Origin of the sequence: Fluviibacterium sp. S390 (genome assembly GCF_049800695.1) — a bacterium.
Lineage (GTDB): Bacteria > Pseudomonadota > Alphaproteobacteria > Rhodobacterales > Rhodobacteraceae > Meridianimarinicoccus.
In genome coordinates this window covers 164,604-191,236 of the sequence record NZ_JBNAFN010000005.1, presented here as the reverse complement: position 1 = coordinate 191,236, position 26,633 = coordinate 164,604, and the positions used below count along the sequence as shown (strand labels likewise).

28 protein-coding genes and 1 tRNA gene are annotated in these 26,633 nt (G+C 62.3%); 10 read left to right on the top strand and 19 right to left on the bottom strand.

The annotated features are described in order from the left end of the window. Positions 1-15 precede the first annotated feature (15 nt). Complete coding sequence (locus ACP15K_RS06230) at positions 16-597, top strand: YceI family protein (protein ID WP_193142361.1); 582 nt, start codon at positions 16-18, stop codon at positions 595-597. A 21-nt stretch (positions 598-618) separates the two neighbouring features. Here ACP15K_RS06230 and ACP15K_RS06225 read toward each other — a convergent pair whose 3' ends face one another. The 3 genes from ACP15K_RS06225 to ACP15K_RS06215 all read right to left on the bottom strand — a co-directional run bounded on the left by ACP15K_RS06225 (position 619) and on the right by ACP15K_RS06215 (position 3,678). Then, positions 619-1,590, bottom strand: coding sequence for a Gfo/Idh/MocA family protein (locus ACP15K_RS06225; protein ID WP_193142362.1), 972 nt, complete (start codon positions 1,588-1,590; stop codon positions 619-621). A 57-nt stretch (positions 1,591-1,647) separates the two neighbouring features. Then, positions 1,648-2,541, bottom strand: coding sequence for an RNA polymerase sigma factor RpoH (gene rpoH, locus ACP15K_RS06220; protein WP_193142363.1), 894 nt, complete (start codon positions 2,539-2,541; stop codon positions 1,648-1,650). A 96-nt stretch (positions 2,542-2,637) separates the two neighbouring features. Further along, entirely contained in the window at positions 2,638-3,678 is a 1,041-nt protein-coding gene (locus ACP15K_RS06215; protein ID WP_424990076.1) for a pseudouridine synthase, read from the bottom strand. 149 nt (positions 3,679-3,827) lie between these two features. Between ACP15K_RS06215 and ACP15K_RS06210 the strand changes: the two genes are divergently transcribed. Together ACP15K_RS06210 and ACP15K_RS06205 are read left to right on the top strand one after the other, a co-directional pair. After that, positions 3,828-4,151, top strand: coding sequence for a DUF6476 family protein (locus ACP15K_RS06210; protein WP_424990075.1), 324 nt, complete (start codon positions 3,828-3,830; stop codon positions 4,149-4,151). A 17-nt stretch (positions 4,152-4,168) separates the two neighbouring features. After that, positions 4,169-6,121, top strand: coding sequence for a multiheme c-type cytochrome (locus tag ACP15K_RS06205; protein ID WP_424990074.1), 1,953 nt, complete (start codon positions 4,169-4,171; stop codon positions 6,119-6,121). A gap of 104 nt (positions 6,122-6,225) precedes the next feature. Here the strand turns inward: ACP15K_RS06205 and ACP15K_RS06200 are convergent, their stop codons facing one another. The 13 genes from ACP15K_RS06200 to ACP15K_RS06140 all read right to left on the bottom strand — a co-directional run bounded on the left by ACP15K_RS06200 (position 6,226) and on the right by ACP15K_RS06140 (position 17,424). Further along, positions 6,226-7,821 (bottom strand): arylsulfatase, encoded by a 1,596-nt coding sequence (locus tag ACP15K_RS06200; protein ID WP_193142366.1) that lies wholly within the window; start codon positions 7,819-7,821, stop codon positions 6,226-6,228. A 654-nt stretch (positions 7,822-8,475) separates the two neighbouring features. Then, positions 8,476-8,552: transfer RNA gene (locus ACP15K_RS06195), tRNA-Arg, on the bottom strand. Between the two features lie 62 nt (positions 8,553-8,614). Next, a complete protein-coding gene (locus ACP15K_RS06190) occupies positions 8,615-9,835 on the bottom strand; it encodes a cysteine desulfurase (protein ID WP_193142367.1) in 1,221 nt (406 codons plus the stop codon). Further along, positions 9,828-10,436 (bottom strand): YIP1 family protein, encoded by a 609-nt coding sequence (locus ACP15K_RS06185; protein WP_424990073.1) that lies wholly within the window; start codon positions 10,434-10,436, stop codon positions 9,828-9,830. The genes ACP15K_RS06190 and ACP15K_RS06185 overlap by 8 nt, the downstream gene beginning before the upstream one ends. A 13-nt stretch (positions 10,437-10,449) precedes the next feature. After that, positions 10,450-10,962, bottom strand: coding sequence for a YIP1 family protein (locus ACP15K_RS06180; protein ID WP_424990072.1), 513 nt, complete (start codon positions 10,960-10,962; stop codon positions 10,450-10,452). Further along, positions 10,962-12,248 (bottom strand): SufB/SufD family protein, encoded by a 1,287-nt coding sequence (locus tag ACP15K_RS06175; protein WP_424990071.1) that lies wholly within the window; start codon positions 12,246-12,248, stop codon positions 10,962-10,964. The genes ACP15K_RS06180 and ACP15K_RS06175 overlap by 1 nt, the downstream gene beginning before the upstream one ends. Then, the gene (gene sufC, locus ACP15K_RS06170) at positions 12,248-13,003 is read right to left on the bottom strand and encodes a Fe-S cluster assembly ATPase SufC (RefSeq protein ID WP_424990070.1); all 756 of its coding nucleotides are present in this window, start codon (positions 13,001-13,003) and stop codon (positions 12,248-12,250) included. Before sufC ends, ACP15K_RS06175 begins: the two co-directional genes overlap by 1 nt. A 53-nt stretch (positions 13,004-13,056) precedes the next feature. Continuing rightward, positions 13,057-13,368 carry a heavy metal-binding domain-containing protein gene (locus ACP15K_RS06165; RefSeq protein ID WP_193142372.1) on the bottom strand — a complete coding sequence of 104 codons (312 nt, stop codon included), beginning with the start codon at positions 13,366-13,368 and terminating at the stop codon, positions 13,057-13,059. Then, positions 13,365-13,889, bottom strand: a complete 525-nt coding sequence (locus tag ACP15K_RS06160; protein ID WP_424990069.1) for a cupin domain-containing protein — start codon at positions 13,887-13,889, stop codon at positions 13,365-13,367. Before ACP15K_RS06160 ends, ACP15K_RS06165 begins: the two co-directional genes overlap by 4 nt. 3 nt (positions 13,890-13,892) lie before the next feature. Continuing rightward, positions 13,893-14,213 carry a hypothetical protein gene (locus tag ACP15K_RS06155; protein ID WP_193142373.1) on the bottom strand — a complete coding sequence of 107 codons (321 nt, stop codon included), beginning with the start codon at positions 14,211-14,213 and terminating at the stop codon, positions 13,893-13,895. 98 nt (positions 14,214-14,311) lie between these two features. After that, positions 14,312-15,838, bottom strand: a complete 1,527-nt coding sequence (sufB, locus tag ACP15K_RS06150; protein ID WP_424990068.1) for a Fe-S cluster assembly protein SufB — start codon at positions 15,836-15,838, stop codon at positions 14,312-14,314. Between the two features lie 78 nt (positions 15,839-15,916). Then, positions 15,917-16,969, bottom strand: coding sequence for a cysteine desulfurase family protein (locus ACP15K_RS06145; RefSeq protein WP_193142375.1), 1,053 nt, complete (start codon positions 16,967-16,969; stop codon positions 15,917-15,919). Next, positions 16,966-17,424 (bottom strand): Rrf2 family transcriptional regulator, encoded by a 459-nt coding sequence (locus ACP15K_RS06140; protein ID WP_193142376.1) that lies wholly within the window; start codon positions 17,422-17,424, stop codon positions 16,966-16,968. Before ACP15K_RS06140 ends, ACP15K_RS06145 begins: the two co-directional genes overlap by 4 nt. 162 nt (positions 17,425-17,586) lie before the next feature. On the opposite strand from ACP15K_RS06140, the gene ACP15K_RS06135 reads away from it, so the two are divergent. The 7 genes from ACP15K_RS06135 (at position 17,587) to typA (ending at position 23,860) form a co-directional block, all read left to right on the top strand. Continuing rightward, complete coding sequence (locus ACP15K_RS06135; protein WP_193142377.1) at positions 17,587-18,240, top strand: alpha/beta hydrolase; 654 nt, start codon at positions 17,587-17,589, stop codon at positions 18,238-18,240. Beyond that, on the top strand, positions 18,240-18,836 hold the full coding sequence (locus ACP15K_RS06130) for an HD domain-containing protein (protein WP_193142378.1): 597 nt from the start codon (positions 18,240-18,242) through the stop codon (positions 18,834-18,836). The genes ACP15K_RS06135 and ACP15K_RS06130 overlap by 1 nt, the downstream gene beginning before the upstream one ends. Positions 18,837-18,992: 156 nt before the next feature. Then, positions 18,993-20,207, top strand: coding sequence for an NADP-dependent isocitrate dehydrogenase (locus tag ACP15K_RS06125; protein WP_193142379.1), 1,215 nt, complete (start codon positions 18,993-18,995; stop codon positions 20,205-20,207). 97 nt (positions 20,208-20,304) lie between these two features. After that, the gene (locus tag ACP15K_RS06120; RefSeq protein ID WP_193142380.1) at positions 20,305-20,931 is read left to right on the top strand and encodes a YitT family protein; all 627 of its coding nucleotides are present in this window, start codon (positions 20,305-20,307) and stop codon (positions 20,929-20,931) included. A gap of 219 nt (positions 20,932-21,150) precedes the next feature. Then, complete coding sequence (locus ACP15K_RS06115) at positions 21,151-21,606, top strand: Lrp/AsnC family transcriptional regulator (RefSeq protein ID WP_193142381.1); 456 nt, start codon at positions 21,151-21,153, stop codon at positions 21,604-21,606. Positions 21,607-21,610: 4 nt separating this feature from the next. Continuing rightward, on the top strand, positions 21,611-21,946 hold the full coding sequence (locus ACP15K_RS06110) for a DMT family transporter (RefSeq protein ID WP_193142382.1): 336 nt from the start codon (positions 21,611-21,613) through the stop codon (positions 21,944-21,946). A 96-nt stretch (positions 21,947-22,042) separates the two neighbouring features. Further along, on the top strand, positions 22,043-23,860 hold the full coding sequence (gene typA / locus ACP15K_RS06105; protein ID WP_424990067.1) for a translational GTPase TypA: 1,818 nt from the start codon (positions 22,043-22,045) through the stop codon (positions 23,858-23,860). Between the two features lie 53 nt (positions 23,861-23,913). Here the strand turns inward: typA and ACP15K_RS06100 are convergent, their stop codons facing one another. The 3 genes from ACP15K_RS06100 to ACP15K_RS06090 all read right to left on the bottom strand — a co-directional run bounded on the left by ACP15K_RS06100 (position 23,914) and on the right by ACP15K_RS06090 (position 26,592). Continuing rightward, positions 23,914-24,696 carry a hypothetical protein gene (locus ACP15K_RS06100; RefSeq protein ID WP_424990066.1) on the bottom strand — a complete coding sequence of 261 codons (783 nt, stop codon included), beginning with the start codon at positions 24,694-24,696 and terminating at the stop codon, positions 23,914-23,916. A 240-nt stretch (positions 24,697-24,936) separates the two neighbouring features. Continuing rightward, the gene (locus ACP15K_RS06095; protein WP_424990065.1) at positions 24,937-25,716 is read right to left on the bottom strand and encodes a hypothetical protein; all 780 of its coding nucleotides are present in this window, start codon (positions 25,714-25,716) and stop codon (positions 24,937-24,939) included. A 234-nt stretch (positions 25,717-25,950) separates the two neighbouring features. Next, on the bottom strand, positions 25,951-26,592 hold the full coding sequence (locus ACP15K_RS06090) for a MarC family protein (protein ID WP_424990064.1): 642 nt from the start codon (positions 26,590-26,592) through the stop codon (positions 25,951-25,953). Positions 26,593-26,633: the final 41 nt, after the last annotated feature.

Genomic DNA, 26,633 nt, shown 5'->3' with positions numbered 1-26,633 from the left:
CAAGGAGACCGTCCCATGAAACGCCTCGCCCTTCTCGCCCTCGCAACGGTTCTGCCGCTGACCGCACAGGCCGACATGGCCCGATACACGCTGGACCGCGATCACGTGGTGGTGGCTTTTCTGGTGGATCACATCGGGTATGCCAATGTACTGGGCCGGTTCCCAGATGTGTCAGGGGGCTTCGACTTTGACCCGGACACCAAGGTGTTGGGCGCGGTCGAGGTGACCATTGGCGCCGCCTCTGTCCAGACTGATCACGATGCCCGCGACGGCCATGTGCGCAGCCAGGATTTCCTGTCGGCCGAGGCGCATCCGACCTTCACCTTTACCGCCGATGGCGGCACCCCGATCACCGACACCACCGGCACCGTTACGGGCACATTGACCCTGCGGGGCGTCAGCCAGCCGCTGACCCTGGACGTGACCCTGAACCAGGTCGCCGACTACCCGTTCGGGCATAGCAAGCAGACCGTGGGCATTTCGGCGCGTGGAATGGTGAAACGGTCGGAGTTCGGGATGGACTATGGCGTCGCCAACGGCTTGGTTGGCGACGAGGTCTATCTGATCATCGAGGCCGAAGGCGTCCTTCAGGACTGACCCTCGACCCACGCGCGGCGCTCAGTCCAGCGTACGGGCGTTGGCGAAGACCTGATCGATGGCGATCTGCGTGCCCTTCGAGAACTCCAGCGGACAGGGATAGGCCGCACCGGTCCGCACCGAGGTGTTGAAGGCCGCGACCTGCAATTCGTACTGCCGGGCCGCGCCGAAGCGGTGGATCTGCACCTCGGCCCCGCCACGCTGAATCTCGACCTTGGCCTCTCCGAACACCTGCGCGTTGAAGGGCGTGGTCAGACGCAGCGTGCCGGTACGGCCGTAGAACACCATTTCCTGCGCGGGCGACAGGCGGGTCGACACCACCGCGTGATAGGTAAAGCCCGGAAACTGCGCGTCGATCTGGCTGAACACGTCATAGCCGTTTTCCCAGCGGATGGCGGACCGGATCTCGCCGGGTTCCTGACCGGTGGCGAAGCGCGCGCCGCCCATGACATAACAACCGATGTCGCGCAGGGCGCCGCCGCCCGTTTCGGCCTTGTTGCGGATGTTGTCGGGATCGGCATTGTCGAAACAGAACATGCCCGACACATGCACCAGATCACCGATGGCCCCGGCCTTGATCTGGTCGCGGGCGAACTGCCACTGCGGGTGATGCACGATCATATAGGCCTCGGCCGCCAGCAAACCGCTGTCATCGCGGGCCGCGATCAGCCGGTCGATTTCCCCGGCCTGCATCGCGATCGGCTTTTCGGTAAGCACGTGCTTGCCCGCCGCCAGTGCCTTCAGGGTCCAGTCCACATGCATCGTGTTGGGCAGCGGGATATAGACCGCATCGATGGCCGGATCGGCCAGAAGCGCGTCATAGCTGTCATGCACCGTCAGATCGGGCGCGATGGCCTGAAATCCGTCGATCTTGTCGGTCGAACGCGTGGCCAGTGCGGCCAGCTTGCCGCCCGGTGCCAGATGCAGCGCAGGCGCCATGAAATTGCGGGCAAATTGCGCGGCGCCAAGAACGCCCCAGGAAACGTGTGACATGAAAAACCCCCTGTTTTGCGCCAAGTGTTAGACGCTAACAGGGGGCGATGGCAACGGCTAGATCGCCGTCAGACCCTTCTTCTGGGCCAGGTCCTTCATGCGCTTTTGCAGCTTTTCAAAGGCCCGCACCTCGATCTGGCGGATGCGTTCGCGGCTGACATCATATTGGCCCGAAAGCTCTTCCAGCGTGACCGGGCGATCCTGCAAGCGTCGCTGCACAAGGATGTCTTTCTCGCGATCGTTCAGCGCGTCCATGGCTTCTTCCAGAAGCTCGCGCCGGACGGCCAGTTCGTCAGCCTCTTCATAGCTGCCGGCCTGATCAGCGGTTTCATCCTCCAGCCAATCCTGCCACTGGGTCGCACTGTCATCCTCGGATCCGACCATGGCGTTCAACGAGGCATCGCCGCCCGACATCCGGCGGTTCATCGAGATGACCTCATCCTCAGTCACGTTCAGATCATTGGCGATGCGCTTGACGTTCTCGGGGCGCAGGTCGCCATCTTCCAGCGCGCCGATGCGCGCCTTGGCCTTGCGCAGGTTGAAGAACAGTTTCTTCTGGCCCGAAGTGGTGCCCAGCTTTACAAGCGACCACGACCGCAGGATGTATTCCTGGATCGAGGCGCGGATCCACCACATGGCGTAAGTGGCCAGACGGAAACCCTTTTCCGGATCAAACCGCTTGACCGCCTGCATCAGGCCGACGTTGGCTTCCGAGATCACCTCGGCCTGCGGCAGCCCGTAGCCGCGATAGCCCATGGCGATCTTGGCGGCGAGCCGCAGGTGCGATGTCACCATCTTGTGGGCGGCCTCGGTGTCCTGATCCTCGACCCACCGTTTGGCCAGCATGTATTCCTCTTCCGGTTCCAGCATCGGAAAATGCCGGATCTCCTGAAGATACCGGTTCAGCCCCTGTTCGGGAGACGGCGCGGGAAGATTGGCAAACTTGTTCAACTGGACGGTCCCTATCGTTTTATGTTTCGCTCTTTTACATTAAATGGTGGCGCAATCATGGCGGATCAAGATGTTTCGCCAATGTTCACGAACCCGTCAAGGCCCCGAAGTCGCAGAAAGATGACATTCCAACGCCATCATATCTGCGGGTAACTCTGCGGAAAAGCTTAACATCTCGTGGCTCACGGGATGTTCAAAACCAAGTGTCGCGGCGTGCAAGGCCTGACGTGGAAACGCATCGGCGGCGGCGCGGGCTTCGGGCGGGAAGCCCTTTTTCGGCAGCCGCCGGCGTGCGCCATAGGTCTGATCGCCCAGCAACGCGTGACCGGCATAGGCCATATGCACCCGGATCTGATGGGTCCGCCCGGTTTCCAGCCAGCATTCCACGCGCGCCGCCCCCGCCGGATCGCCGAAGGTCTGCGCGACACGGGCGCGGGTGATGGCGTGGCGCCCGCCATTGGCCAGTACCGCCTGTTTCTGCCGCTCGGTCCGATGGCGGCCGATCTGGGTGGTCAGCCGCAGGATGCCGCCGGGCTCGAACCCGATACCGGGCAGCCCGCGCAGGCGCGGATCGCCCGCATCCGGTACGCCGTGCACGAAGGCGACGTAGCGGCGGTTGACCGAATGCGCCTCGAACTGCGCGGCCAGCCCGTGATGGGCCCGGTCGCTTTTGGCCACCACCAGCAGGCCCGAGGTGTCCTTGTCGATGCGGTGCACGATGCCGGGCCGCTTCTCGCCGCCCACGCCCGACAGGTTGTCGCCGAAATGATGCAGCAAGGCGTTGACCAGCGTACCGCCCGGCGTGCCGGGCGCGGGATGCACCACCATGCCCACGGGCTTGTTGACGACGATCAGATCGTCATCCTCGAACGGGATTTCCAGCGGGATGTCCTCGGGCCGGGTTTCGACCTCGGCCGGGGCATCGACCAGCACGGTGATCTCGTCGCCCTCGGACACCCGTGCCTTGGGATCGGTCAGCACCGTGCCGGCCCGCCGCACCGCGCCGTCGCCGATCAGCCGCGCCAGCCGCGACCGGCTGAGCGCCGCAGCGTCAGGCACATCGCGGGCAAGCGCCTTGTCCAGCCGCTTTGGCGGGTCGGCGGAAATGATGACGGTGATGGCCTGCGGCTGGGTCATGTCGGGTCCTGAATGGGGTGGTCAGCCGTACCCCCGGGACAAATTCGACGCAAGCAATCTTGGCCGGTGGGCGCAAATATTTGATCAGCGCTGACTGGCGAAATTGGTTCATGACGCGTATCAAGGCGCTCAAAGAGACAGGGCAGAAAATGACAGGCATTGTAGACAACAGCGACGCGGCCGGGCCGGAGCCCGCCAACCTGCGCTTTCTGAGAGTTCTCGTCTCGGTACTGACGGCGGTGATGATCTTGGGAATCGTGACGATCGTCGGTCTGATGATCTGGAAATTCTCTGGTGACACCGCCCCGGCCCTGCCCGAGATCATCACCCTGCCCGATGGCACCGTGCCGGTGGCCGTGACCTATGGCGCGGCATGGTATGCGGTGGTGACAGCGCAGGATGAGATCCTGATTTTCGACAAGGCCACGGGTCAACTGCGCCAGCAGGTCAATATTACGGTGGAAGCCCAATGATCCCCCTCACGACTGCAATGCTCCGCCCTGCCCTTGCCAGCGCAATTCTTGGCGTTGGTGCCCTGTGTGCCGCCAGCCCCGCCCATGCGCAAACCCCGCGGCTGCCCAGCTATGTCGGCAGCGACGCCTGCGTCGATTGTCATGACGACGCTTTCAAGGCCTGGTCCGGCTCGCACCACGCGCTGGCCTGGACCGCGCCCACACCGGACAATATCCTTGCCGATTTCGAGGGCACCAGCTTTTCGCTGAATGGTGAGATTTCGAAATTCGAGCGGGAAGGCGATACGTCTTATGTGACGACCCCCGGCCCGGACGGGAAGGACACGCGCTATCCGCTGGCCGGTGTCGTCGGGATCGAACCCCTTCAGCAGTACCTGCTGGAAACCGCGCCCGGCAAGTTGCAGTCCTTCGACGTGGTCTGGGATACCGAGGAAGGCCGCTGGTATCATCTCTATCCGGATCAGGAGTTGAAGCCCGGAGAAGGCCTGCACTGGACCGGACCCTACAAGACCTGGAACACACGGTGTGCCGAATGTCACGCCACCGACTATGACAAGGCCTATGATCCGCTGACCGCGACCTATTCCAGCAGCCAGGCCGAGATCGGCGTCGGCTGCGAAGCGTGCCATGGCCCGTCAAAGGCGCATTTGGAATGGGCCGAATTGCAGGACAACTTTGATCATGCTGCCTGGACAGACGTGGGCTTGAAGGGGTTGACCCTGAATTTCGACGCGCTGGATGCTGCCGCGGAAATATCGCAATGCGCCGGCTGTCATTCCCGCCGCGAGCCCTTCGGGGATCGCAGCCCCGAGCCGGGCACCCCGTTTCACGATTCCTATCGGTTGGCCTTGTTGCGCGAGGGTGCCTATCACGCCGACGGCCAGATCCAGGACGAGGTCTATGTCTACGGCTCGTTCCTGCAATCGAAAATGTATGACAAGGGCGTGCGGTGCAGCGACTGCCACGATCCCCATGCCGCGCGCCTGAAGGCGGACGGCAACGCGGTCTGCACCCAATGTCATTCGACCGCCGGCAACACCCGGTTCCCGACCCTGCCACTGGCCGACTATGACAGCCCCGAGCATCATTTCCATCCCGAGGCCAGCGACGGCGCCCAGTGCAAATCCTGCCACATGATCGAACGGGTTTACATGGGGACCGACGGGCGCCGCGATCACTCGTTCCGGGTGCCGCGCCCCGATCTGACGGTCGAGATCGGCACCCCCAACGCCTGCAACGACTGCCATACCGACCAGACCGCGGCTTGGGCCGCGCAGGTTCTGGACGAGAAATTCCCCGACAGCGCACATCGTGGACCGCATTTCGCAACCACCTTTGCTGCTGCGCGGGTCGCACCGGCGACGCAGACCTCGGCGCTGATGGACATCGCGCGGGAAACCTCGATGCCGGGCATCGTGCGCGCCTCGGCGCTGGATCTTCTGGGCCTGGCCAGCACGCCTGACATTGCTGACCTGATGGAGCCGCTTCTGGCCGACGAAGATCCGCTGGTGCGCGCCGCCGCCGTGTCCGTGCAACGCGGGGCCGAGCCGGTCACGCGGGTGCAGCGGCTGGCCAACCTTCTGGGCGATCCGGTGAAACTGGTCCGGCTGGCAACGGTGCGCGAGTTCCTCGACGCGCCGCCCATGCGCCTGCCCGACCGGCTTCAGCGTAACCTGGAAAGCGCCATGGCGGAATGGCAAGGCGGGCTGACCGCACGCGCGGATTTCCCCGAAACCCAGATGATCCTTGGTGGTCTTGGCCTGACCATGCGCAACATGCCGGCCGCGCTTGCCGCCTTTGGCGAAGCGGTGGAGCAGGATCCGCAGATGGAGGACGCCTGGGTCATGATGATCCGCATCCAGGCCGCCGTGGGAGACGTGACAGGCGCGCGGGCGACGGTGCGGCGCGGGCTCATCAAGAACCCTGACAGCGCGATCCTGCGACAGTATCTGCTGGAGCTTCAGCCCTAGGAAGCAAGGCCGCCGGAGCACATCAACCACGGCGCGACGCCCCCCAAAAAAAATGACCGGACCCGCGGTGGCGGATCCGGTCTTTTTCTGTCCCAGTCGGACGCTTACGGCGTGCCGGCCGGGGCCGTCAGTTTCTCCATCACCTTGTCGAGGCTGAACGAGGCAGCTTCCTGACGCGGCGGGAATTCCTGGAAGGTCTCAAGGAAGGCACCCACGTACTGCTGTGCCGGCACCAGGAAGTAGGCCCGGTCAAGCATCCAGTCGTAGAAGGTGTTCGACGTGCGATAGGCGCGCTCGTAGGGATCGCGGCGCAGGTTGAAGATCAGCGGCACCCGCAGCGGTGTCAGCGGCTCCATCCAGGCGCGGAAAGTGCCCCAGGCCTTCTGCTCCAGGAAGGTGATCTTCCAGTCGTCGAAGCGCAGCGCGGCAAGGTCGCCATCATCGGTGAAGTAGAAGATCTCCCGACGCGGGCTCTTGTCGGTTTCACCGGTCAGCAGCGGCAGGATGTTGTAGCCATCCAGGTGCACCTTGTAGTCACGGCCCAGTTCCGAAACCGTCACGCCGGTCAGCAGATCTTCCTTGACCGTTTCATTGCCGGCCGCGGCCAGGAACGTTGGCAGCCAGTCCATATGATGCACGATCTCGTTGACGACGCCGCCTTCGGCGATCTTGCCGGGCCAGCGCACCATTGCCGGAACCCGCCATGCGCCTTCCCACTGGGTGTTCTTTTCGCCCCAGAACGGCGTCATCGCGGCATCGGGCCAGGTGTTCATATGCGGACCGTTGTCGGTCGAATAGAACACGATGGTGTTGTCGGCGATCCCAAGCTCGTCGATCTTGTCGAGGAACTGACCGATGTGCAGATCGTGTTCGATCATGCCTGCGGTGTATTCGTCGACATTGCGACCGGCCATTTCATTGGCCTTGGCACGCATTTCGGGCTTCACATGCGTACGGAAGTGCATCCGGGTGCCCGACCACCAGACAAACCACGGGGTGTCCGAGGCTTCCTGACGCTCGATGAAGTCCAGTGCCGCGGCGACGGTTTCGTCATCGACGGTTTCCATGCGCTTCTTCGTCAGCGGGCCGGTGTCTTCGATATTGCCGTCTGCCGAGGACTTGACCACGCCGCGCGGACCGAAGGACTCGCGGAAGGTCGACCCATCGGGCAGCACCATATCGCCGGGGTAATCCTCGTTCTCGGGCTCTTCCTCGGCGTTCAGGTGATAGAGGTTGCCGAAGAACTCGTCGAAGCCATGGTTGGTCGGCAGATGCTCATCCCGGTCGCCCAGGTGGTTCTTGCCGAACTGGCCGGTGGCATAGCCCTGGGCCTTCAGCAGGCCCGCGATGGTCGGATCTTCGACCTGCATGCCTTCTTCGGCGCCCGGCAGACCAACCTTGGACAGGCCGGTGCGGAACACAGATTGCCCCATGATGAAGGATGACCGCCCGGCGGTGCAGGACTGTTCGCCGTAATAGTCGGTGAACATCAGACCTTCTTCGGCGATGCGGTCGATGTTGGGCGTGTGATACCCCATCAGACCGCGCGTATAGGCGGAAATGTTGGACTGGCCGACATCGTCGCCCCAGATCACAAGTATGTTCGGCTTTTCGTCCTGCGCCACGGCCATGCTGGCCGCAAGGGCCAACGAGACCACTGTCGCTGCCGAAAAGCCGATCCTGACGGCTCTTGATTGCATTCGAATTACTCCCTGTTGTTTTCTTCAAAGACTGTCCGGTTACGCCGATACGTGTTTGGGAAGAAACCTAGCTTGCTTCATTGGTTTGGCAAAAGCGTGACTGCAAGAAGACATCACTCCTATTCTGTACCAGACGGCCATGCGGCCATGAGAACACTAGCCTTCCGGCGCGCTTCGCGAAAGCCCATGCTCTTGCAGCCCACCGGTCCAAGGCACCGCGCAACGGTACACGACCCTACTGTGGCCCAGCAAAGGGCGCAGATCAAACGACAATTTCGGGAAATTCGAAACGGTGCCGAGGGGCCGTGCGGGTCAAATGTACTGCAGAGGTGCGGCAGGTTCCGACCCATCGGCCCGAGAAACACGTTCCCGCGCAAGGTGTTGGGATGCAATTAGCCTGATATGTCGATGACATATATGGGGTGCCGGTTGACCGGCCTCATCATACCATTGAGGAGTCGCTCGAATGTGCCACGTAATTTCCCTCAAAGCATTGGGGAATATGGGATTATTCCGGCCTGCTCCGGAAGAAAATGGTCCTGAGACTGGCTTTTGCAGTGCCTTTGCCCTGCGGCCGGAACGAGGGGTTTCGAACACCTAGTCTAGCCCTGTTTTTCAAGGCCTTCGGTGAGTTCTACAGCAACGAATGTGAGGTGGCGCACCTGAGAGGATTCGAACCTCTGGCCTCTGCCTTCGGAGGGCAGCGCTCTATCCAGCTGAGCTACAGGTGCGTGCGGGTCCGTATAGGCAAAGCCGCGGGACCGCGCAACTTGGAAATCGCGCGCGAGCCCCGTCAGGCGAAAAATTCGTGGCAAAGCTCAAGGGCATCGACCAGAACGTCGACCTCGGCCTTGGTATTGTAAAGGCCGAAGGAGGCACGGCAGGTGGCCGGGACGCCCAGGTATTCCATCAGCGGCTGGGCGCAATGGTGCCCGGCGCGCACCGCGACGCCCTTTTTGTCCAGCACTGTCGAAATGTCATGCGCATGGGCAGCCCCCTCCAGAGTGAAAGAGAAAATCGCAGCCTTGTCAGCGGATTGCCCCTGAACGTTCAACCAATTCAGCCCATCCAGACGGGTGCGGGCATAGTCGCGCAAAGCCTGTTCATGGGCCGCGACATTGTCCATGCCCAACCCCATCAGGTACTCCAGCGCCGCCCCCAGCCCGATCATCTGCACGATGCCCGGCGTGCCGGCTTCGAACTTCATCGGCGGGCTGTTGTAGGTCACGCAGTCCCGCGACACGTCGCGGATCATGTCGCCGCCGCCCAAGAAGGGCTGCATCTCGGCCATGCGCTCGGGCTTGACATAGATCGCGCCGGACCCCGAGGGCCCATACAGCTTGTGCCCGGTGATCGCGTAGAAATCACAGTCCAGATCGGCCACATCCACCGGCATGTGCACCGCCCCCTGAGAGCCGTCCACCAGCACCGGCACACCCTTGGCGTGGGCCGCCGCGATGATCGTCTTCACGTCAACCACGGTGCCCAGCACGTTGGAAAGCTGGGTGATGGCCACCAGTTTGGTCTTCGGGCCGATGGCGTCGATGACCTTTTGCGGGTCCAGATCGCCGCGTGCGTCCACATCAACCCATTTCAGCACCACCCCCTGCCGTTCGCGCAGGAAGTGCCAGGGTATGATGTTGGCGTGATGCTCCATGACCGACAGCACGATCTCGTCGCCGGCTTGCATCCGTGGCGCCGCCCAACCGTAAGACACCATGTTGATGCCCTCGGTGGTGCCCGAGTTCATGATGATGCTGTCCTCGGAAGCCGCGCCCAGGAACCGCGCAATGGTGCCGCGCACGGCCTCGTAGTTCTCGGTGGCGAGGTTCGACAGGAAATGCAGCCCGCGATGAACGTTGGAATACTCCTCGGCATAGGCGCGCGTCACCGCGTCGATGACCACCTGCGGCTTCTGCGCCGAGGCGCCATTGTCCAGGTAGACCAGCGGCTTGCCATTCACCTCGCGCGACAGGATCGGGAAATCGGCGCGGATCGTTTCTATGTCAAACATTCAGAGCTCCGGGCCCGACAATACCAAGCAGGCTAAGGACGATGGACAGCACGAAGGTCAGGGCAAAGGCCGACACCAGGATCATCACGAAGACCAGCGGCAGCGATTTGAACCCGTGCAGCGTGGCCACGAAGTTGGTGAACAGCCACAGGAACAGGACCAGGCCGACGATGCCCAGCACGTCGGCCAGCGGCGGGGCCAGCAACAGGGCAAGGGTCTGCAGCACCTGCAGGCAGGCCAGCACGAACTGCAGCCAGACCACGATGGACAGGGCGCCGTTGTAACTGCCGGTGCCGCCCATCATCCGCCCGATGCGATAGGTGGCATGGACCATCACCACCAGCAGCACCAACTGGATGCCACACATGGCCAGCGGATACATCAGGAACGGATTGTTGAGCGCCGACTCGCCGGCCACCAGCAGCAGGCTGCCCTGCCCGATCACCACCGAGGCCGTGACCACCGCCACCAGGGCCATCCACAGGATCTGGTTGGGGAATTGCGCCCCGATCACCGCACGCGCGCCAGCGCGCGGGTCGCGGATGCTTGCCACGGCGGCCCGGATGAGCCCCCCAAGCGTCAAATCAAACGTACTGTTCACCATAGATCCTGACCTAGGAGCCTGCCACGTCGGACGCAACCGGTTCCGCGCGTTCGGCCTCGCGCAGGGTTGCGACCCATAGCAGCGCGAACACCAGAAGAGAGACCAGCGTGACCGCATCCAGCGCGACCCCCGGTCCAAGAAATCCGGACACCATGCCCCGCAGCAGCCAAAACGGGCTGAGCGCCACAAGCGTCCAGAAGGTTGCCATGCGGGCACGGTACCAGGTGCCCTGTCCGCCCAGCATCCGCGCCACCAGATGCGCCAGCGCCGCCAGCGCATAGAACGCCAGCGGCGCCATGAAGATCCAGACCAGAACCTCGCCCGAGGCCAGTTCGGCCATGTCGTGGTTCGGATCCAGTGCCGCCTGACGCGACAGACGCGGCCATTGCGCGACGAACACCAACACACATCCCAGCATCAGGTAGGCCAGCGCCCGACCTTCATGCGCCGGACCGGCCAGCAGCCGCCGCAGCACCTGTCGCGGGTGGCGATAGGTGGCCAGGATGTCGGTGGTGACCGCCATCAGCCGGCGCGCCGCCGCGCAAGCCAGGCTTCCAGACGCGCCAGGATTTCCGCCGCCAGGGTCTCGTCCTCGATCTCCTCGATGGCTTCGGCCAGGAAGGCCAGCGTCAGCAGATCGGTGGCCGGACCTTCCTCGATCCCGCGGGAGCGCAGGTAGAACAGCCCTTCCTCGTCGATCGCGCCCGAGGTCGACCCGTGTGAACAGACCACGTCATCGGCATAGATCTCCAGTTCGGGCTTTGCCAGAAACTGGCTGTCGCCGTCCAGAAGCAGCGACTGGCTGATCTGGTAGCCGTCGGTTTTCTGTGCACCCGCCTTCACAAGGATCTTGCCCTGAAAAACGCCGGTGGCGCCGTTGCGCAGCACCTTCTTGAACACCTGGCGGCTTTCGCAGTTCAGGGCGTCATGGGTAATGAACACCGTGTCGTCATGGTGAAAATCGCCATCCCCGACACAGGCACCGGCCACATGGGCCACCGCATTGTCGCCGGTCAGTTCCAGCACGCACTCGTTGCGGGTCAGCACGCCATTGGCGGTCAAGGTGAAGGACTTGAACACCGATTCCTCGCCCAGACGGGCAAAGATGTGGGTCGCGGCGCGGCGTTCGTGATCGCGCCCCTGCGCGCGTACATGATGGAAGGCGGCACCATCGGCCACATCCACCTCCAGCACCTTGTTGAAGCGGGCAGCGGCGGGGCCGTTTTCCAGAAGGGTCAGATCGGCACCGGCATCCAGACGCACCACGTGATGCAGGATCGCATCGGAGTTCGCGTCCGCGTGCAGATAGATCAGCGACACCGGTTTGGCAGCCTTGCCGGTGACATGGATCAGCACGCCATCGGTGGCAAAAGCCGTGTTCAGGGCCGCCAGCGGACGATCGACCGGATCCTGCCCGCGGGCTTCCAGCACACCGTAAAGATCCTTGGACCAATGGATGTCGTGACCTTCCGCATCGGCCAGCCGTTCGATGGACACCCCTGCCAGATCAAGATCATCCGAGGCTTCGGCATCATAGACGCCGTCCACAAAGACGATCTTCACGCGATCGACCTCGCCAAAGACCGGCGTCTCGTCAGTGTCAAAGACGGCTGCCGGCGCCGCCTCGGGCGCGACCAGCGTGTCGGGGCGGGTGTATTTCCAGTACTCGTCACGCCGTCCGGGCAGGCCCATGGCGCGCAGCCGGGTCAGGGCCTCGGCCCGGTTGCTGGCCAGCGCGCGCGACTCTGGCAGGGTCAACCCCGCCAGACGCGCCTCGGTGGCATCCAGTTTCGGTTGCGTCAGCGCCATCACACAGCCTCCGCAAGGATGTCGGCATAGCCGTTGTGTTCAACTTCAAGCGCCAGTTCCGGACCACCGGATTTCACGATGCGGCCATCGGCCATGATGTGCACCACATCCGGTTTGATGTGATCCAGCAGACGCTGGTAATGGGTGATGACGAGGAACGACCGGCCCTGGCTGCGCAGGGCATTCACGCCTTCGGCCACCAGTTTCATGGCATCGACGTCCAGGCCCGAGTCGGTTTCGTCAAGCACGCACATCTTCGGTTCCAGCATCGCCATCTGCAGGATCTCGTTGCGCTTCTTCTCGCCGCCCGAAAAGCCGACGTTGACCGGACGTTTCAGCATGTCGGCGTCGATCTTCAGGGCCTTGGCCTTGGCGCGGATCAGCTTGAGGAAGTCGGCGGCGCTGAGTTCCTCTTCGCCGCGCGCCTTGCGCTGCGAATTCACCGCGGTGCGCAGGAAGGTCATGTTGCCGACGCCGGGAATTTCCACCGGGTACTGAAAGGCCAGGAACAGGCCAAGGGCGGCCCGCTCTTCCGGTTCAAGCTCCAGCAGGTCATGGCCATCCAGAGTGGCCGCGCCCGCGGTCACCTCATAGCCGTCGCGTCCGGACAGCACGTAGGACAGGGTCGATTTGCCCGAGCCGTTGGGGCCCATGATGGCATGGACCGATCCGGGCTCGATGCTCAGGTCCACACCCTTGAGGATTCGCTTGTCCTCTTCTTCAAGTTTGACGTGGAGGTTCTTGATTTCCAACATGAATCGGTTCCGCTTCTGACGTATTTCCATGAACAGGCCGGGGCCTGTCCGGTTTAACTGATGCTGACGGCGGTGCCCGAGGCGGACACCATCAGCATGTTGTTGACAACTTCATAGTCCAGATCGACGCCGACCACGGCATTGCCGCCGGCCTGTTTGGCGCGATGTTCCATTTCGGCCAGCGCCGTGGCGCGCGCCTCGCCCAGAGACTTCTCATAGGCGCCCGACCGGCCGCCGATGATATCGGTGATGCCCGCGAACACATCGCGGAACACGTTGGCGCCCAGAATGGCCTCGCCCACCACGATGCCGTGGTAGCGGGCGATCTTGTGGCCTTCGATTGTATTGGTGGTGGTCACGATCATCCCAGATCCTCTTCGTCCCAATACCCGCGCCCGTCCTCGCGCTTACCCACATGCAGCAGATGGGCCTGCATGAAGCTGGTGCCGGGCGCGATGCCGATGGCGGCGAACTTGCCGCTGTCGGGATACTCCGCAATGTCCGGATCATGCGTCGTGCTGATCCCCACATAGCGCAGCGTGTCGGTGCCGGTGTTGATCAACTGATGCGCCGTGTCCGGACCGCCCCTTGGGGCAAGGCACACATCGCCGGCCTGCACCGGATGCTCGCCCGCGCCGAAGCGATAGATCCCGCTTCCCTCCAGGATGACGAAGGCCTCGTCATTGCCCAGATGGTTGTGGAAGGGAAACGCCCGCTTGCCCGGTTCGACCGTCACATACATCAGGCCCAGATCGCCCATCCCCAGCCGCGTGCCGAAAGAGTTCAGCGCCGCGCCGAAGCGGGTCGAGGGCCGGTCGGGGCCGCGCTGGATCAACTCCAGATCGGCCAACCTGACCACGGGATGGGTGTTCGCGTGACTTGCCACCGTCTAACCCCTGTTCAGAACCATGGCGCCAGCGACCTTGCGGACGAAATCGGCCATGCCTTCCGGACCCGAAGCCCGATCTTTCAGGTGGATCGACACATCCGGGCGCTGTTCGGCAATCAACCCGACCAGATCGCCCCGGATATTGTCGTCCAGACCCGCGCCCATGATGACGCAGGAAATCGAGGGTTCGGTATCAAGCTGGCGCATGACCTCACCATGGTCATGGGCGCCCAGCCAGCGCACCGGCAGGTCCTCCAGTTGATCGGCCAGATGTCCGACGATGCCGGGCAGTTTGCCCACAAGCAATACAACAGGTTGCATGATCTTTCCTCCGCTAGCCACGCCATCGCGCACCACGCCGGGAATCGCCAGGGCGCCCAACGCGTTCGCAGATGGCCCATGGCCGGAGTATAGCATCATCAGCCCACCGAGCCTTCCAGAGAGATCGCCACCAGTTGCTGCGCCTCCATGGCAAACTCCATCGGCAGCGCCTGCAGCACTTCGCGGCAGAATCCGTTGACCACCAGGGCCACCGCTTCTTCCTCGTCCATGCCGCGCTGTCGGCAATAGAACAGCTGGTCGTCATCCACCTTGGAGGTCGTCGCCTCGTGTTCCACCCGGCTGGAGTTGTTGCGCACCTCGATATAGGGCACTGTATGCGCCCCGCACTCGCCGCCGATCAACAGGCTGTCGCACTGGGTATAGTTGCGGCTGTCCTTGGCCTTGGGATGCATCGACACAAGCCCGCGATAGGTGTTCTGGGCCTTGCCCGCCGAGATCCCCTTCGAGACAATCCGCGACTTGGTGTTCTTGCCCAGGTGCACCATCTTGGTACCAGTGTCGGCCTGCTGATAGTTGTTGGTGATGGCGATGGAATAGAACTCGCCCTGGCTGTCGTCGCCGCGCAGGATGCAGGACGGGTATTTCCACGTCACCGCCGAGCCGGTTTCAACCTGCGTCCACATCACCTTGGCCCGGTCGCCCCGGCAATCGGCGCGCTTGGTGACGAAGTTATAGATACCGCCCTTGCCGTTCTCGTCGCCCGGATACCAGTTCTGGACAGTCGAGTATTTCACCTCGGCGTCTTCTTCGACGATGATCTCGACCACCGCCGCGTGCAGTTGCGCCACATCGCGCTGCGGCGCGGTGCAGCCTTCCAGATAGGAGACATAGCTGCCCTTGTCGGCAATGATCAGCGTCCGTTCGAACTGCCCGGTGTTTTCCGCGTTGATGCGGAAATAGGTCGACAGTTCCATCGGGCAACGCACGCCCGGCGGGACGTAGACAAAGGAGCCGTCCGAAAACACGGCCGAGTTCAGCGTGGCATAGAAATTGTCCGAAACCGGCACGACCGACCCAAGGTACTTCTTGACCAGATCGGGGTGGGTCTTGATGGCTTCCGAAATCGAGCAGAAGATCACGCCGGCCTGCTTCAACTCCTTCTGGAAGGTGGTGCCCACCGAGACGGAGTCGAACACCGCGTCCACGGCAACCTTGCGGCCCTCGGCCGGTGCATCCTCGGCGCCTTCCACCCCGGCCAGAATCATCTGTTCCTTCAGCGGGATGCCCAGCTTTTCATAGGTGGCCAGCAGCTTGGGATCGACATCGTCCAGCGACTTGGGCTTCTCGCTCATGCTTTTCGGACGGGCGTAGTAATACTGGTCCTGAAAGTCGATCTTGGGATAGCTGACCATCGCCCAGTCGGGTTCGTCCAGCTGGGTCCAGCGTTCGAAGGCCTTCAGACGCCATTCGGTCATCCATTCGGGCTCTTCGTTCTTTTCCGAGATCAGCCGCACGATGTCGGGGGACACGCCCTTGGGAGCGTATTCCATCTCGATCTCGGTATCCCACCCGTATTTGTACTTGCCCGCCATCGACTGGACGGTTTCGACGGTTTCCCGATCGACGCCTTCGCGAACTTCGGTTTGGGTGTCCAATGCAGCCATCCTGTTGTTCCGTTCCTTCCGTCAGCACTGTCGTGCCGCTTGTTTGTCCGCGCCGGTCGGCGGGTTCATCTGCTGCGCTCAGGCGGCGCGGTTTCGGACCTTGGCATAGGCGCGGGTCCAGGTTTCTGCGAAGCGTTCCACTTCGTCCAATGTCGTCGTCGGTCCCAGCGACACCCGAAGGGCGCAAGACGCCTGCTCCGGCGGATAGCCCATCGCCCGCAGCACGGCGCTTTCGCGCACCTTGCCGGACGAGCACGCCGACCCCGCCGAAACCGCGAACCCGGCCAGATCCATCTGCATGACCTGAGTCTCGCCTTTCCAGCCGGGAGCAATCACGCAGGAGGTGTTGGGGAGTCGCTCCACCGATTTCCCGACAAAAATAGTCTCATTCGTTCCGGCTTCCAATGATGAATCTAGAACTTTTCTAATTTCCGCAGTTTTTTCCCAGATCCCATCGGCCAGTTCGCGCGCCGCTGCTTCAGCTGCGGCCCCGAAGCCCGCGATTCCAATCAGGTTTTCGGTTCCGGAACGGCGGCCCATCTCTTGCCCGCCGCCTTTGATCCGGGCGGCGACCTCGGTGCCGCGTTTCAGCACCAATGCACCGATCCCCTTCGGGCCGCCCAATTTGTGCGCAGAGATGAGGCCCATCTCGACCCCGGACCAATCGAAGGCCACCGGCAGTTTTCCAAAGGCCTGGGTGAAATCGCAGACCGCCAGCCCCTCGGGCAGCGGCTGCACGATGCCGGTTTCGCTGTTGGCGGCCTGCAAGGCTGTGGCCGCCGGATCGCCCACCGCAACCTGCCCATTGTTGTCGCAGGCCAGATCGCACCGCGTCCAGGCACGCACCGCGTCGTGTTCGATGTTCGACGACGACAGATCGCGACCTGCCAGCGCCAGCGCCGCGGCCTCGGTCGCGCCCGACGTGAACACGATATCCGCCGCCTGCGCCCCGAAAGCTTCGGCCACCTGCGCCCGCGCCTTTTCCAGAACCGCCGTTGCGGCACGGCCCTCGGCATGGACAGACGACGGGTTGCCCACCAGATCCATGGCCGCGATCATCGCCGCGCGCGCCTCGGGGCGCAGCGGCGTCGTGGCGTTCCAGTCCAGATAGACGCGGGATCGGCGGCTCATTCGTCGACGATCTTCAACAGGCTGGGCACCGCCGGACAGGGCGCCAATTCGTTGCTGACGATGTCCGACAGGCGGGTTTGGTGCAGGAAAACATAGACATGCGCCGAGAAGCTTTCCCATAACCGGTTGGTCAGCGACTGCGCCCGCGACCCCGACAGCCCGCCCGAAGCCGCCCCCCCGGTGTGCAGGGCGCTGACGGTTTCATCCACCGCCCCCAGAATTTCCGACACCCGGATATCGGTCGGCGACCGCGACAGCCGATAGCCACCGCCCGGACCACGCACGGAATCCACCAGCCCGGCCCGGCGCAATTTGACAAACAATTGCTCCAGATAAGCCAGCGAAATGTCCTGCCGTTTCGCGATTTCACCCAGGGTGACCAACGTATCTGCGGGTTGAAGCGCCAGATCCGTCAGAGCCACCATGGCATATCTGCCCTTTGTGGAGAGTTTCATGGCTCCAAACCCCCTGCGCCATTGACCATTCTCGCCGGGATGGTTACTTGCAAATCCCGAGAAACAAAACCCGCTGAGTTCATTAGAATTGTTCTAAGTTTCCGAGGATCGGGCGTCAAGCCACCTCGCAGAGCCGTCAGCGCAAGGAGAGTCAACCGCCCGATGCCCGAGGTAATCTTTCCCGGCCCCGAAGGCCGTCTTGAAGGTCGTTATCATCCGCAGAAGGCGAAAGACGCCCCCATCGCCATCGTTCTGCACCCGCACCCGCAATTTGGCGGGACCATGAACAACCGGGTCGTCTATAACCTGCACTATGCGTTCTTCAACATGGGCTTCACCGTGCTGCGGTTCAATTTCCGCGGTGTAGGGCGCAGCCAGGGCGAATACGATCAGGGCGTGGGCGAGCTTTCGGATGCTGCCGCGGCGCTCGACTACCTGCAGTCGATGAACCAGAACTCGAAGCATTGCTGGGTTGCCGGGTTTTCCTTCGGTGCCTGGATCGGAATGCAACTGCTCATGCGGCGTCCCGAGATCACCGGCTTTGTCTCGGTCAGCCCGCCCGCCAACATGTACGATTTCTCGTTCCTGGCGCCTTGCCCGTCCTCGGGCCTGATCATCAACGGCATGAACGATCGCGTGGCACCGCCCGCCGATACCCAGTCGCTGGTCGGCAAGCTGCACGAGCAGAAGGGCATCACCGTCACCCACGAGGAAATCGACGGCGCCGGGCACTTCTTCGAAGATCCGCATATGGACACGATGATCGGTTCGGTGGACGACTATGTCCGCCGCCGCCTGACCGAAACCTCGCGCTGATGGCCGACGGCAGCACGACGGGCGACCGTCTGGACCGGCAACTCGATTTTCTGGTGGAGATCGACAAGCTGAAGACTATCGTGCGGGCCTCGCCCATTGCCGACGGCTCGCGCCGCGAAAACTCGGGTGAACACAGCTGGCATCTGGCCATGTTCGCCCTGATCCTTTCCGATCAGGCCGGGCCCGAGGTCTCGATCGACCGGGTCATCCGCATGTTGCTGATCCACGACATCGTCGAGATCGACGCGGGCGACTTCCCGATCCACGAAGCGCATGACGAAGCCGCCAAGGAAGCCGCCGAACGCAAGGCCGCCGATCGGTTGTTCGGACTGCTGCCCGCCGATCAGGGATCCGACCTGCGCAGGCTCTGGGACGAGTTCGAGACCGGCGAAAGCCCCGACGCCCGTTTTGCCCGCGCGCTGGACCGCTGCCAGCCGCCGCTGCTGAACATGGCTTCGGGCGGCGGAAGCTGGATCTTGCACAACGTGACGCTGGAGAACATCGACACCCGCGTGGGCATCCCGGCCAAGCGCGGAGCGCCAGGGCTTTGGGAGCGGGTCCGGCACCGCATCCTGCCCTTTTTCCAGACCAACTGACCCAAGTCCCCCCGCGCATCATGCGCGGGGTTTTCGTTTCGGGTGCGTCCTGCACAGCATTTTTGTATACAACGGCATACAAACCCTTTCCCCGCGCCTCCGAATTCGATATGACAAGGACACCGAGACTCAGCATCACCGCAAACGAGGTGCCCCGTGACCAAGATCAAGGTAGACAACCCCATCGTCGAGATGGACGGCGACGAGATGACCCGCATCATCTGGCAATTCATCAAGGACAAGCTGATCCTGCCGTATCTGGATTTGGATCTTCTGTATTACGACCTGGGCATCGAGGAGCGTGATCGCACCGATGACCAGATCACCATCGATGCTGCCGAAAAGACCAAGGAAGTCGGCGTCGCGGTCAAATGCGCCACCATCACGCCCGACGAGGCGCGGGTAGAGGAATTCGGGCTCAAGCGCATGTATCGCTCGCCCAACGGCACCATCCGCAACATCATCGGCGGTGTGATCTTCCGCCAGCCGATCATCTGCCGCAACGTGCCGCGCCTGGTGCCGGGCTGGACCCAGCCCGTCGTGGTGGGTCGTCACGCCTATGGTGACCAGTATCGCGCCACCGATTTCCGCTTCCCCGGCCCCGGCAAGATCACCATCAAGTTCGAAGGCGCGGACGGCGAGGTCATCGAGCGCGAGGTCTTCGATGCACCCGGCTCGGGCGTGACCATGGCGATGTACAACCTCGACAAGTCGATCTACGACTTTGCGCGGGCGTCGTTCAACTATGCGCTGGGGTTGAAATGGCCGCTGTATCTGAGCACCAAGAACACCATCCTGAAAGCCTATGACGGCCGCTTCAAGGACATCTTCGAAGAGGTCTACGAGACGGAATTCAAGGACAAGTTCGCCGACGCCAAGATCTGGTACGAACACCGGCTGATCGACGACATGGTGGCCTCGGCGCTGAAATGGTCGGGCGGCTATGTCTGGGCCTGCAAGAACTACGATGGCGACGTGCAGTCCGACACCGTGGCGCAGGGCTTCGGCTCGCTCGGGTTGATGACCTCGCAACTGATGACTCCGGACGGCAAGATCGTCGAGGCCGAGGCCGCGCATGGCACGGTCACCCGGCACTATCGTCAGCATCAGCAGGGGCATCAGACCTCGACCAACTCCATCGCGTCGATCTTCGCCTGGACCGGCGGCCTGAAGCATCGGGCCAAGCTGGACAACAACGCCCCCCTGAAAGCCTTTGCCGAGACGCTGGAAAAAGTGATCGTGGACACCGTGGAGTCGGGCTTCATGACCAAGGATCTGGCGCTGCTGGTGGGCCCCGATCAGGGCTGGCTGACGACCATGGGCTTCCTTGAGAAGATCGATGAAAATCTGAACAAGGCGCTGGTTGGTTAAGCCAACAAGGAGCGCATTTTGTCGGCCAGGCCCCACGGTGGGCCTGGCAACTTAAGTCAGCCTTGCTGCCCTAGTTCGTCTGCGTTATGGCAGACCCATGCCAGCACCCGTTCCCTTTCCCGATCCCGATCTCGTCCGCCACTCGCCGCTCGAGGACCTTCAGGGTCTCAGTGCCGGGGTTCTGCTTTGCAGCCTTGGCATGACCCTGCTGACCCACCTGGGGCTGATCACCGGGCAGACCGCCGGGGTCGCGATCATCCTGTCCTATCTGACCGGATGGTCCTTCGGCACATGGTTCTTCCTGATCAACCTGCCGTTCTATTGGCTTGCCTGGACCCAGATGGGACGCGAATTCACGCTGAAGTCGCTGGCCTGTGTTGCTGCCCTGTCGCTGCTGACCGACTACATGCCCACGGCATTCGTGCTGGACAGCCTGAACCCGCTTCTGGGCGTGGTTCTGTTTGGCGTCGTCACCGGGCTGGGGTTGCTGGCGGTGTTCCGCCACAAGGGCAGCCTTGGAGGGCTGGGGGTGGTGGCCCTGCTGATCCAGGACAAGACCGGATTTCGTGCCGGCCACGTTCAGATGGCGGTGGACGTGGTGATTTTCACCATCGCCTATTTCCTGTTCCCTGCATCGGTGGTGGCCTATTCGCTTCTGGGCGCCGTGGTGCTGAACGGCATGATCGCCTTCAACCATCGTCGGGATCGCTACATCGCCCCCTGACTTGCCGGGCAAACGGCGTCTTTCCGCCGGTTTTTCCCATATCTCCCCCATAGCGAGTAAATTTCCCGCATTGCGCGAGTTAATTGGCAACTTCTTTCGTCTATACGCCCACCCTTCCGGTCTGGTATCCTGTAAACACGCATCTTGAAGGGCAGTTTTCCCACGCCATCCGCCTTGGCGAAAATCATCGGGAAACTCTCTCACGAGTGGGGCTTGAGCATGGAAATTGATGACGCAGACCGCCGGATACTTCGTATCCTGCAGAGCGATTCGAGCCTCCCTCTCGAAGAGATCGGAGGCCGTGCCGGATTGTCCCGCAATGCCTGCTGGCGGCGGATCCGCGCCATGGAAGCCGCGGGCGTGGTGCGCGGACGGGTGGCGCTGATCGATCCCACGGCGGTCGGTTGCCCGCTGACGGCCTTCATTCACCTGCGCGCGCCGCACCAAAGCCCCGAATGGGTCAAGACCCTGGCCGAGGTGACCGGCCCCATGCCCGAGATCCTGTGCGTCTATCGCCTGTCCGGCGACACGGGCTTCCTTTTGAAGGCGCAGGTCAGCGACATGGTGGCCTATGACGCCCTGCACCAGGCGCTGATTTCGCGGGTGGACTTGGCCGAGATATCTGCCAGTTTCGTGCTGGAAAATCTCAAGGACAGCACGGCCCTGCCCGTCTAGACCCATGCCCCAGCACATCTATTACCTGCTCGCCGCGATCGTCAGCGAAATCATCGCCACGACCGCATTGGCCGCGTCGGACCAGTTTTCCAGACTTGGGCCCTCGATCATCGTCGTGGTCGGCTATGCGGTCTCTTTCTACATGTTGTCGGGAACCCTGAAGGTCATGCCGGTGGGCATCGTCTATGCGATCTGGTCCGGGCTGGGGATCATCGGCGTGGCGCTGATCGGGCTGGTGCTTTACGGCCAGAAGCTGGATCTGGCGGCGGTGGCCGGGATGGGGCTGATCATCTCGGGCGTGCTTGTCATCAACCTGTTCTCGTCGTCCTCGGGCCACTAGACGCCCGGTTTCCGGCCTGTATCACGGGATTCCTCTGGCCTTTATGCTGCACTCGCAGTAAGGCGCGTCCAACTTATCCCTTCAAGGCTGACGAACATGGACCTGCGGAATATCGCAATCATTGCCCACGTGGACCACGGCAAGACCACACTTGTGGACGAACTGCTCAAGCAATCCGGCTCCTTTCGTGAAAACCAGGCCGTGGCCGAACGGGCCATGGACAGCAACGATCTGGAGCGGGAGCGCGGCATTACCATTCTCGCCAAGGCGACCTCGGTGGAATGGAAGGGCAAGCGCGTCAACATCGTCGACACCCCCGGCCACGCCGATTTCGGTGGCGAGGTCGAGCGTATCCTGAGCATGGTCGACGGCGTTGTCCTGCTGGTGGATGCCGCTGAAGGCCCGATGCCGCAGACCAAGTTCGTGACCTCGAAGGCGCTGGCGCTTGGCCTGCGTCCCATCGTTGTGCTTAACAAGGTCGACAAGCCCGACGCCGAACCCGACCGCGCGCTGGACGAGGTGTTCGACCTGTTCGCGTCGCTCGACGCCGATGACGACCAGCTTGATTTCCCGCACATGTATGCCTCGGGCCGCTCGGGCTGGGCCGATCACCAACTGGACGGACCACGCAAGGATCTGTCGGCGCTGTTCGACCTGATCGTCGATCACGTCCCTGCCCCGCGTCAGTTGGCCCATGTCAAAGAAGATTTCTCGATGCTGGCGACGACCCTGTCGGCCGACCCTTTCCTGGGGCGCTTGCTGACCGGCCGCATCGAAACCGGCACCCTGAAGACCGGCGCCACCGTGAAGGGCCTGTCGCGTCTGGGCGAGCAGATCGACCATTTCCGCGTCTCCAAGATCCTCGCCTTCCGTGGCCTGTCGCAGCAGCCCGTGGACGAAGCTCACGCAGGTGACATCGTGTCCATCGCCGGAATGCAGAAGGCCACCGTGGCCGACACCATCTGCGCGCTGGCCGTGGACGATCCGATCCCGGCCCAGCCCATCGATCCGCCCACCATCTCGGTCACCTTCGGCATCAACGACAGCCCGCTGGCAGGCCGTGACGGCAAGAAGGTGCAAAGCCGCGTCATCCGCGACCGCCTGATGAAAGAGGCCGAAAGCAACGTCGCCATCCAGGTCAAGGACACGCCGGGCGGCGAAGCCTTCGAGGTCGCCGGTCGCGGCGAACTGCAAATGGGCGTGCTGATCGAGAACATGCGCCGCGAAGGGTTCGAGCTGTCGATCTCGCGTCCGCAGGTTCTGTTCCGCGAAATCAACGGCGAGCGCGTCGAACCGATCGAGGAAGTCACCATCGACGTGGATGACGAATACTCCGGCGCGGTGATCGAAAAGCTGACCGGCGTGCGCAAGGGCGAGCTGGCCGAGATGCGCCAGAATGCCGGCAAGACCCGGATCATCGCCCATGTGCCGTCGCGCGGGCTGATCGGCTATCACGGCGAATTCCTGACCGACACCCGCGGCACCGGCGTGCTGAACCGCGTGTTCCACGAATGGGCGCCCCACAAGGGCCCGATTCCGGGCCGCCGCGCTGGCGTGCTGATCTCGATGGAAAACGGCACTTCGGTGGCTTATGCGCTGTGGAACCTCGAAGAGCGCGGCCGCATGTTCATCGGTGCACAGGCCCCCATTTATCAGGGCATGGTCATCGGCGAGCATTCGCGCGACAACGATCTGGAAGTGAACCCGCTGAAAGGCAAGAAGCTGACCAACGTGCGCGCGTCGGGCACCGATGACGCGGTGCGCCTGACCCCGCATATCGAGTTTTCGCTGGAAGAGGCCATCGCCTATATCGACGATGACGAGTTGGTCGAGGTCACGCCGACGGCCATCCGTCTGCGCAAGCGGTTCCTGGATCCGCACGAGCGCAAGCGGCAAGCCCGCTCTGGCAACTGAGACACGAAGGGAAGGCATCGCGCCTTCCCTTTTTCTTGCCTTGTGGGTGCAGGTCAGGCCGCCGTGCGACGGCGCCAGCCCAACAGACCAAGTGCACCAAGTGCGGCACCGAGGGCCGGCAGCGCCGCCGGCAGGGGCACCACCTGGGTCGACGCGAAGGCCGAAAAGTCCACGTCGTTCTCGGTCCCGATCCGGACGGTCTGGGTCAGGGAAAACGGCTGCCCCTGGATCACCGCCACCGGATTGTCCGCAGACGCAAAAGCTGCGTTGACGTTGCCGATGTCCGTGAAATCCGCCGATGTCGCGACCACGTTTCCGACGATCTGCGAAGTGTCGAAGGGCGCGTTCGATGTGGCCACCCAGGACCGCCAGCTCATGTCCGCGATCTTGTTCCCGGTGTCGGGCGTCGCTGCATTGCCGTTCAGCGTGGCCAATGTCACGAAGGGGCTGCCCGTTGGCAATCCGCGCGAGGCGTAAAAGCCGGTGTCTGTCACCCGTGCGAACAGGTCGGCATCGCCCTGTGCCGGGCTGGAGCCTGAAAAGCTGAAGCTCAACTGCGCGGCCCCGCCAATCCCGCTATTGGCAATTACCTGCGAGAGTTGGAAGCCCCCGACCATCAGCGGTCCGGGACAGCCCGCGCAGGTCGACGAGAACTGGAAGACACCGCTGTTGGTGTTCTGGTCGGTCAGGTCGTTGTCCATCAATGTCAGCAACGACGCCGGGTTTCCCGCCTCGTAAAACTCCAACCCCAGAGACAAGGCGGGCCCGGCGCCGACCAGCGTCAGCAAACTTGCCGCGGCGATCCCCGTCCGAAATTTTGAAATTCCGTGTGTCATTTTGCAAACTCCTCCCGATTTCTTCCGGATGGCGGGCTTTGAGCATCCGCCTGACCAAGCGTAATCGGCAAGAAGGTGTCAGAAAAACATGTACTTCCGTTGTGTTAATTAATTCGAATATTTGATTTCAACTTGAACAAGTAGTCGTCCGTTGGCCCAGTGGGCGCACACCTTCTGGACCCGGAAAGACCGGGGGAAAGACACGCAACCAAAAGGGATGTCTTGCGATGCGGACGTTGTTCAGGTGGACCGTGTGCGCCGCCAGCCCAGCAGACCAAGCGCGCCAAGCGCCCCACCAAGCACCGGCAGTGCCGCTGGCAGCGGGACAGCCTGTGTGGATGCAAAGGCCGTAAAATCGACATTGGTGTCGGTACCAATGCGCACCGTCTGGGTCATCGAGTATGTACCCCACGGTATGATCACGGCAGGGTTTCCCGCCGAGGCGAAAGCTGCGTTCACACTCCCCACATCGAAAAAGTCGGACGATGTTGCCGTGACGCTGCCAACAACCTGCTGCGGATCAAAAAGATAGTTGGAACTGGAGATCCATGATGTCCAATTCACGACTGAAATCTTGTTGCCACGATCCGGCGTGGCTGCATATCCGAACAGCGTTGCTTGAGTTGTGTCAAAGTGGTGGAGGATCCTGTAGAAATTGATGTCGGACACTCTGGCAATAAGGTCGGCATCTGTCCCCGGAGAACTTGTTCCCTCAAACGAAAAACTCAGGTGCGCGCCGAGGCCTTTGCCGGGCCTGGTTCTCTTTGCGCTGATCTTAGAAATCTGAAATCCGCCCACCGAGAGTGCCCCCGGACAAGTGGTACATGTGGATGAGAACTGAAAGTTCCGAACCTTGCCGTTCTGATCCGTCGCGTCGCCATCGGTAAACCTCAACAAGGACGTCGGGTTGCCCGACTCAAAGAACTCCAGACTCAACGACACGGCAGGATCCGCGCTGGCAATGGCAAGAATGCTTGCTATGGCAAGCCCGATCCGCCCCTTCAATCGATCAATTTCCATGTCAATATCTCCTCCCGGTCATTGCCGGATCGCAGGCAATGCACCCTGCCTTACCTATGGTAAATAACGAGACGGAACAAAAGAACATGTTTCTTTAATATGTAAATGCAATCTCATATGCGATTTTGTAGTTGGAGGAATTCTGACCACCGATGCCCGCCCAAGAGACGCACAAGGGCCACGGTGCCACGCCTTCGCGACTTGGCAAGCTCATCCTGGAAGGCCCGTGCGGGGCTACAGCGCCCCGGTCTTCACGATCTCCAGCATCGCCGACAGGACCGCATTGGCCGCCACGGACGCCAGAACCATCCCCATCACCCTGCTGACAACGGCGCTCCCCGATATTCCGATCAGCCGGATGATCGGATCGGCCAGACGCATGCAGGCATAGGCAATGGCCACGATCAGCACCATGACCCCTGCGGTCATCGCCTGATCCCCGACCGAAAAACGGTGGTTGTCGGTCAGGATCACGATGGCCAGCATGGCGCCGGGCGAGGCCAACGAGGGAACGGCCAGAGGGAAAACCGCCGGGGACGGGCGATCTGATGTAATCCCTTCTTCCAGTTCGATTGATTTGCGATCTGTTTCCGCCTTGGATTCCCCGAAAATCATGGTGAGTGCGAACAGGAACAGGATGATGCCGCCCGCAACCTGAAACGACAGCAGGCCGATGCCCAGGGCATCGATCAGCAATTGGCCGAAGACCAGGAAGAACATCAGGATCGCGGCACTGACCAGACAGGCCACAAGCGCGGTCTTGCGGCGCTCGGCGGCGGTCAGGGCCGAGGTCACGGCGATGAAGACCGGGATTGTGCCGATGGGATCGATCACCACCCACAACGTGATGAATTCTTCAAGAAGGGTGTTGAACATGGCGCGGCTTCAAATCCTGATCCAAGGGGCCTGTGATCAAT